The organism is uncultured Nostoc sp., assembly GCF_964245575.1.
Lineage (GTDB): Bacteria > Cyanobacteriota > Cyanobacteriia > Cyanobacteriales > Nostocaceae > Nostoc.
In genome coordinates, this window is sequence record NZ_CAXTNP010000345.1 from 1 (window position 1) to 7154 (window position 7154).

Sequence of the window (7154 nt, forward strand, 5' to 3'; positions counted from 1 at the left end):
GTAAAACAATCTGTATTCTTAAGCACAAAATTAGATGCGCTTACCCTGGATATCCTTTGAAAAACAATCTACTTTAAGATCATAATTATTGTCGCAAAAGCATTAGGAAATTACCAAGAATATAAGTTATTGCTAATCAATAATTTAGCTGTAGTAGTTGTGAGTAATTCCTGTAAGTAAAGTATTTCACTACAAGTACTTCGTCATATTTATGATCAGATGCTCTTTGTAGCTTGTTCACTCTCTTGATTGAAGTATTTTTTACCAAATACATCATCGATGCATTTGATATCTAAATCATACAAAGCCCAACTTGTGTGAGCAATAGCTGAAACTGTACTTTGTCCAGTTCTTTGATGTGATATTTTAAGAAACTGTACTTTGTCCAGTTCTTCTTTTGAGGAGTGAACTTCTAATTAAGATACTTTAGACAAGGGTTTAACGTATTGCTCTCTAAGTTGTGGGTTTTGACTAAGCAAATGGTGTAACCGATTGAGTTCTTTTAAAGTGCGTTCAGTTACTCGTCTAGTTTGATTACTCCATCGATCTACTGTGCAGGTTTTCACTCCCATCAACTCGGCTAACTGTCGATGGTACATGGGATGTTTCCCTAGAAAATCATGTAGTGATTTAATTTCTGCCATATAGACGACCTTTAACGTCAAAGCGTTTCTAGATTAGCATAAATGTAATATCTATACCTCTATAGATAAGGTAACATTTTGGAAAGACTTTTTCATAAAAAATAGAACTATAGGGGTAAAGTTATATAATAAGTTGAATTACCCAGAAGAAAATGCCGAAAAAAACTACACCAAAAATGGTTCAAATCGCAGTTTCTATTCCAGAACCCTTGCATGAAGCAGCAAAACGGATTCAAGCAATGGAGGGCTGGAATGAGTCAGAAATGCATAGACTGTTTTGGGAAAAAGGATTTGCGCTTCATGTTCAGGGAACTCTTGCCCGTCATCAATTGGGCTTGATTCCTGAAGTAGAAAGTACGATTGAGTGATTTGGGAAAAGACGATCTTGAGGCTTTTAAACAAGTTATGTAAGGAAGCCTGGGAGGAGGAAGAAGAGAATTACCAAATATAATTCTCTTCCTTCTCTTATCCTTCTTCACAAAGCCTTCTTTCGCTTCACCAACACTGAACGCAAGTACTGCCGACACTCCTTTTCTCCCCGATAAATCAGAATCCGCAGCGCCTGTAACAACCTTGCAAGATAGTCCGAATCTCTGATGTGGTTAATTGAATTTCCATTATTGTTTCCCTCCCTAAAATTTATCTCGTTGAATACTGAGGCTTGCTCCGACTAAAGAACTCCCTAAGAAGGCGGAAAAACTGACCAACATAACTCCAAGACTTCTGTTTTTCTGGTACTGCCAGCCAGAGATAATTATGTTGGGATTAGCATTTGTCTCGATAATCTCCAGCCCCCAGCAAGCCATTGCCCCTACTCCTGAAAATCCAGTTAAGAGCAGAGAGACGATTGCAGTTGTTTCTATGGTGCGATCGATGAGAATTCTGGGGCTAAATCTTTTTCGAGTCCAACGAAGAACTAATTTATTACGGGTGTTTGAAGGCAAAGATGATTGATGGGTTACTTTCTGTGTTTTCACTTTGCATCCTCCAATTCAATAAAAAACCCTGCACCAGTATTGCTAATCTTTACTCTTTTTTGATTGACCAAGGTTTGAATCACTGACAGACTGAAGTTGATATGACACAATCGTGCGCTACCTCCACAACGACGGAGATACTGTAAGCACAGTGAGGACTGGTCAGTAGAGGTGGGGTAAGTGGATTTTCTCGGCATAATGCTTCCTATGACTCTACGATTTGTAAATGATGTGGATTGAAAAAAAATCCTTGACCAGGCGGCATATCTGGGAAATGAACGCAAACCATGCCGTGTGCTGATTACTGGATGACTGTACCTGTTTGCCCTAACCTTGGGTCTTTTTCTGCAACTGTTTTTATGACTTTGACAACTGAATTAATTGGTAGAAGATTAGCCATTTTTAAACCTTTCTTAGTCAGTCTGTTATCGATTAGTAATTTGAGTTTTCGCCGATACCATATTGCCATCTGAGAAAACTGACGGGAGTACAGATTTCTGACCAGTCACAAGCTCCAATAGGAGTATCCCAAGATGAGCTTACTTCACTGTCAAAATACCCTAATCCCCAATGCCAATCGTTGTATTCTGGCTCCGACTCCCATCCGAACCAAAGAGCAACATTCACTTTAATCAGATACAAAAGCTTAATCATCCATCCGCCAGCGTAATCAAAAATGAAATCATCGAAGTCTCCTAAAAAGCGTTCATTTGTTAATGCAATCAAATCCATTCTTGACCAAAGATTCATCTGCTTATTTCCTCTAATTTGTAATTCAGTACGTACATACGATAGGAATAGGAATTTGTTGATTTAATCTGGGTCAACTAGCGGCTCAACACAACCCATTGCCTCACTCAAATAATGCAGGGCATCTCCTAAGTGAGTTGCAGCTTCTGAATCAAGTTTTTTCTCACTAATCAATTTCTGCCAATCTTTATCCTGTGCAATAGTTTGGATTTTTAGGTAGCACAGGTTGAAATCTTTCAGTATTTCGATGGGTGACATTGGGATGTTTAGAAATGAATGGACTGAACTAAATCTGCTAGGTTGTGACTTTAATGCTGAAGGTGGCTTATCTTTTGATAAACTTGGTTTATGTTTGATAACACTTGCAAATTTATCGCTGAGATGTATTCTCCTGATTTCGCTACTTGGCTATTAGGAGAACCGATTACTTTAACCAAATTAAGTCCTACAGAATTGTCTTTAGAACCTATTCGTGCTGATGCTTTAATGTTGTTGCAATCAGATGAAGTTGTTCTCCACATTGAATTTCAGACCAAACCCGATGACGACATGCCGTTTCGGATGGCTGATTATCGTTTGAGAGTGTATCGCCGTTTTCCTAATAAACGAATGCACCAAGTGGTAATTTACTTAGCCAAAACCGAATCAGAGAAGGTGTATCAAACTACTTTTACTACTGAAAGTTTACGACACGAGTTTTCAGTGATTCGTTTATGGGAGCAGCCTCCAGAAATATTTTTGTCCGCACCAGGATTGCTGCCATTTGCGGTCTTGAGTGCTACTGAGAACAAAGTTGCGACATTACAACTTGAGGCTGCTGCTGTTGACAAAATTGCTGACAGGCGAACACAAAGTAATATTGCTGCCGCCTCTGCAATTCTGGCTGGGTTAGTATTAGAACAAGAAGTGATTGGACGTTTATTTAGGAAGGACATAATGCGCGAGTCTGTGATTTACCAACAAATTAAAACCGAAGGTGAAGAAGAGGGGAGCGATAAAAAAGCCCGTAAAATTGCTATTAACTTATTAGCTGAGGGCATCAGCGTTGATGTGATAGCTCGGTCTACTGGCTTATCAGTAGAAGCAGTGCAACAATTACAGCAGGGAGAATCTGAGAATCAAAAGTAATTTTGCTACTGTCCCTGTACTGAATCGGCTCAACGAGGGCTGTGTTTCAAGCCCCGATTTTCTCCGATACTCAATGGCGGTGGTCGCTTGTTGGCAACAATGCCTCTTTGTTTGATGAGCATAATTGCTCTTTATGCAAAACCAGCGTTTCTAAGAGAACGTTAAGATTGCTGCCGAATGTATTCTTCTTGAAGTATGATTTTTCTTTTCAATTCAGTTCAGGCAATTGTGCAAGCGCTCCTTCCATCCAGTCGCTGATTGCTGTTGTTTCATCTACCCCTCGCGCTACAGCGTCAACTACATGCTTTTGATAAGAATTAGTAGCATGATTTGGATGTTCAAACTTATTACCAGCCCAAGCCACACACATAGTTTTCACTAATTCGTCAATCTGAAGAGAATCAAGCTCACTTGGACTCGTAACATTTCGAGAATGCAGCCACTCTTTGACTAAATCGAGTGGGTAATTTAAAAGTGTGCGAACTTCTTTGACTCGCAAATCTTTTGGGTTGATTGATGGTGGAGTTACAGCTTGTTTTGTCGGCTGAACCAAGAGATGTTGATTCTCTCTGCGAGGTCTAATATTATTCTGCGCTTGTTCAGTCTTTTTAGGCGTAGCAACGCTTTCAGCATCATTATCTTCATCCGCCGTGACTGAGAAAATTGCACAGACGGCATATCGGCGTGCGTAGGTTAAGGCTGCACCAAACTTTTGAGAATCAGCAATCTCAGGTAAAGGATAACTGCTGGTGATGCGCTCTCCAGATTCATGAAATAAATGAGTTTGCAGTGTTGTCTGACCTTCACAGATTTCAGTAGTTTGAATTATTACTAATCCATGTTTACTCAATGCAGGAGTGACAGCATCTAACACAGCATCTAGTGTTGCATATTTGCGCTTATAGTGAGGATTAGTACCGTCTTTTTGAATGGGATTAAACTCTGCCTTTGCTTTGATTAAAGCTTTGATTAGTTCTTGCATTCTCCGGCTCCAAATTCTTACCAATCACTTTCGTTAATATCACCAGACACTTTTTTGCTAGATTTAGCCTTAGTAATTTGAAACTCTGAGGCTTTCAGCACAGGCATTGCCGCTTGTTTTACTGAAGCTTTGGCTTGATGATAGAGGAATTGGGTTATTCCATCCGCGTCTTCCCCATCTTCTACTTGTGCCCATAAAGAACAACCCAACTCTAGCGATTCATAGTCGCCAAGATTGAATTTTCTGGAGTAGCTAACAGATACAGTTGTGAATTTCATGTGATTCGGTTTTGGTAAATATTGGTTCTCAATTCTCGTCGGTAGGATCAACCATCTCGATGCTAAACATTAAACACAAATCGCTAGCTTTTACACCAATAATTCCTGGCTGAATTTTAGTAGATAATTCTTCAATCATTGAATGAAAGCCAGGGTCTTTATCATTGATTTCCAACTCAATCAAACCTGCTTTATTCGATACAACAGTTGCCCAACTTGGTAAAGTTTGAGAAATACTGGTTGCATAGAGTTTCATACTTTGGCCTCCTGATTAAACTTGACTTCAACTATTTCTTCCACGCAACCCATTGCCTCACTCAAATAGTGCAGGACATCGCCCAAATGAGTTGCTGCTTCTGGGTCAATCTTCTTATCAGCAATCAACAAGAGCCAAGTCTCATCTTGGGCGATTGCCTGAATATTTACGTAGCACGAATTGAACTGCTTCAGTATTTCTATCGGTGACATTGATTTATCCAATGAGTTGTTTTGTTCTATTTAGATAAACTGATAATTTAGTTTTGCTCTGGTCGTAAAGGTGGGTCTTACTGCCCACCCATTTTTTTACGCTGCAACTAAATCTTTCGCTTGTGGAACGTATCTCTTTAACCGCTCCCATTCGTCACTCGTCAGCGCATCAAATTCTTTATCGAGTAATTCCTCTTCTGTGGGTGGTTGTTCCGTAGTCACTGTTAATCTGCCTGCCACATTCATAAATTCATCCAACCTAACTGCTGCACCAACCGGCTCGGCGTATCGAAGAGAATCTACTCCGTTAGACCAGTGGGTAATGTGTTGAAAAACCACCCCAATCATTGAATCAGCTTTGTAGACTCGATAATTTCTGGGGCAAGCTCCATTGACATACACGAGTTTGTATCCAGGGATTTCCATGACCTCTGCATTCGGGTCTGTTGTCGGCAACAATATCTTGTCAAGAGATTCTTCAAACTGGGCTTCTTGAAGAGAAAATGGGCTAATCATAGTCTGTGTGCCATGATGATTTGAATTGTCATAAATTTTGTTGTAGAAGCGATCGCATTTCTCTTGGAGGAGCAATCGCTTTTTCTCACTTCCAGAACGAGGAATTTCTTACACCTCTGTAGCGTGCATCTGCTGGAGGTAGCACAAAATTCTCTTGGCAGTCATAGAAACCCGGATCTGAAAGTGTAATGTTACTTGCTGTGTTATGTGCAATGATTATTTGTAATTGCATATAGGTGGCGATTGCAGTTGCTTGGTGTGCAATCGCCTTTCTCACTTCAGCAACTTACGCCGCGACTGCCGTTCTGACTCCCAACGACGCAATCACATCTTTTGCACTGCCAGCAACCCGATTCACCCCGTACTGTCTTGGTCTTGCGTACCAGCCTTGGTGATTGCAGCCTACGAAGCCGACAAAACGCCCGTCTTGGTAGAGTTTGGTGCTGAAAGATAACCAATCAATTTCACCGTGGTACAGACCAAAAACAGCGCAGGCTTTTTCTAGTTCATCACTCAAGCGTTCGTTTCGTTCCCGTGGGGTTTCTGGTAAAGTCGCTTTTACTTGTGCCACTCTTGTAGCGAACCAGTTGCGGTTAGGGTCGAGGTGAGCATTACTGCTTCACCCCTCCCATTCGGAACCGTGCTTGCCACTTTCACGGCACACGGCTACTCGATGTGTACATCCTTGTCACTAATGGACTCCTGACCTGTCAATCCCCAAAAATGTAGGGATATCATCACACCATTCCCAATTGAATTTCCACATGAATTTGTTAATTATGCCTAGGAATTTGGATGTATCCTTTTTCCTTATTTCTATTAGGTCAAGTGCTGTCTTTTCGTCGTGGCAATGCCGATGTAATAGTTGCAGATTCATGTATTCATCCTTGCCGCTTAATGCTTTGGGGATTTTATGGTCTACCTCTAAAACATCCCATTCTTGGAAGTTTAATCCGCACCAGGGACATTTACCCAATTGAAGTTTTAGCAACTTAGCCTTACGATTAGGCATTTGGGGGTGTATCCCTAATCTTTTACTCCAGTAAACTGTGTCGCCATCGTAAGGGCTTTTATCGCTTTTAACTTTTACATAGTCAGTGCTACTACAAGCAAACTCATTATGATTAAGTAACCGAAGGGGGTTCGCTTCCCCTTCTCTGGTTGCGAATACCCAGTTATTACCGCCAATGGAAGTCCAATATTTGATGTGACCATCATTTATGTTTCCACAGCGACGTTTTGCCCATCGTCGAAGTTTCAGGTATGTGAGGTGGTCTTGTTTTGATAATTCTCCGACGGTTTGAGCGTCGGATTTTGCATAGAAGGATGTCCATCCCCTTATAACAGGGTTAAGGTCGAATGGCACTAAGTTAAGCTGAAGGGTAGGCGGCGTAAGGATTGCAGAGGAGCA

Annotated in this window: 13 protein-coding genes; 2 read left to right on the forward strand and 11 right to left on the reverse strand. The window is 40.9% G+C overall.

Annotated elements, in window-relative coordinates; genetic code table 11:
- Positions 1 to 416 precede the first annotated feature (416 nt).
- On the reverse strand, positions 417 to 644 hold the full coding sequence (locus tag ACFFAP_RS33685; protein ID WP_375515290.1) for a hypothetical protein: 228 nt from the start codon (positions 642 to 644) through the stop codon (positions 417 to 419).
- 152 nt (positions 645 to 796) lie between these two features.
- On the opposite strand from ACFFAP_RS33685, the gene ACFFAP_RS33690 reads away from it, so the two are divergent.
- Positions 797 to 1012: a hypothetical protein gene (locus ACFFAP_RS33690; RefSeq protein ID WP_375515291.1), complete on the forward strand. Its 216-nt coding sequence runs from the start codon at positions 797 to 799 to the stop codon at positions 1010 to 1012.
- Between the two features lie 264 nt (positions 1013 to 1276).
- Here the strand turns inward: ACFFAP_RS33690 and ACFFAP_RS33695 are convergent, their stop codons facing one another.
- From ACFFAP_RS33695 to ACFFAP_RS33705, 3 genes are all read right to left on the reverse strand, one after another.
- Positions 1277 to 1621 (reverse strand): hypothetical protein, encoded by a 345-nt coding sequence (locus tag ACFFAP_RS33695; RefSeq protein ID WP_375515292.1) that lies wholly within the window; start codon positions 1619 to 1621, stop codon positions 1277 to 1279.
- Between the two features lie 432 nt (positions 1622 to 2053).
- Positions 2054 to 2371, reverse strand: coding sequence for a hypothetical protein (locus ACFFAP_RS33700; protein WP_375515293.1), 318 nt, complete (start codon positions 2369 to 2371; stop codon positions 2054 to 2056).
- Positions 2372 to 2434: 63 nt separating this feature from the next.
- A complete protein-coding gene (locus tag ACFFAP_RS33705) occupies positions 2435 to 2629 on the reverse strand; it encodes a hypothetical protein (RefSeq protein ID WP_375515294.1) in 195 nt (64 codons plus the stop codon).
- Positions 2630 to 2719: 90 nt separating this feature from the next.
- Between ACFFAP_RS33705 and ACFFAP_RS33710 the strand changes: the two genes are divergently transcribed.
- Entirely contained in the window at positions 2720 to 3499 is a 780-nt protein-coding gene (locus ACFFAP_RS33710) for an Rpn family recombination-promoting nuclease/putative transposase (RefSeq protein WP_375515295.1), read from the forward strand.
- Positions 3500 to 3707: 208 nt separating this feature from the next.
- Here the strand turns inward: ACFFAP_RS33710 and ACFFAP_RS33715 are convergent, their stop codons facing one another.
- From ACFFAP_RS33715 to ACFFAP_RS33745, 7 genes are all read right to left on the reverse strand, one after another.
- Positions 3708 to 4481: an ERF family protein gene (locus ACFFAP_RS33715; protein ID WP_375515296.1), complete on the reverse strand. Its 774-nt coding sequence runs from the start codon at positions 4479 to 4481 to the stop codon at positions 3708 to 3710.
- A gap of 17 nt (positions 4482 to 4498) precedes the next feature.
- Positions 4499 to 4759, reverse strand: a complete 261-nt coding sequence (locus ACFFAP_RS33720; protein WP_375515297.1) for a hypothetical protein — start codon at positions 4757 to 4759, stop codon at positions 4499 to 4501.
- Positions 4760 to 4787: 28 nt separating this feature from the next.
- Positions 4788 to 5015 (reverse strand): hypothetical protein, encoded by a 228-nt coding sequence (locus tag ACFFAP_RS33725; protein ID WP_375515298.1) that lies wholly within the window; start codon positions 5013 to 5015, stop codon positions 4788 to 4790.
- On the reverse strand, positions 5012 to 5227 hold the full coding sequence (locus ACFFAP_RS33730; RefSeq protein WP_375515299.1) for a hypothetical protein: 216 nt from the start codon (positions 5225 to 5227) through the stop codon (positions 5012 to 5014). Before ACFFAP_RS33730 ends, ACFFAP_RS33725 begins: the two co-directional genes overlap by 4 nt.
- Before the next feature lie 96 nt (positions 5228 to 5323).
- Positions 5324 to 5818 (reverse strand): hypothetical protein, encoded by a 495-nt coding sequence (locus tag ACFFAP_RS33735; RefSeq protein ID WP_375515300.1) that lies wholly within the window; start codon positions 5816 to 5818, stop codon positions 5324 to 5326.
- A 211-nt stretch (positions 5819 to 6029) separates the two neighbouring features.
- A complete protein-coding gene (locus ACFFAP_RS33740) occupies positions 6030 to 6314 on the reverse strand; it encodes a hypothetical protein (RefSeq protein ID WP_375515301.1) in 285 nt (94 codons plus the stop codon).
- A gap of 120 nt (positions 6315 to 6434) precedes the next feature.
- Positions 6435 to 7154, reverse strand: a 720-nt coding sequence (locus ACFFAP_RS33745) for an HNH endonuclease (RefSeq protein WP_375515302.1), incomplete at its 5' end; no start/stop codon positions are given.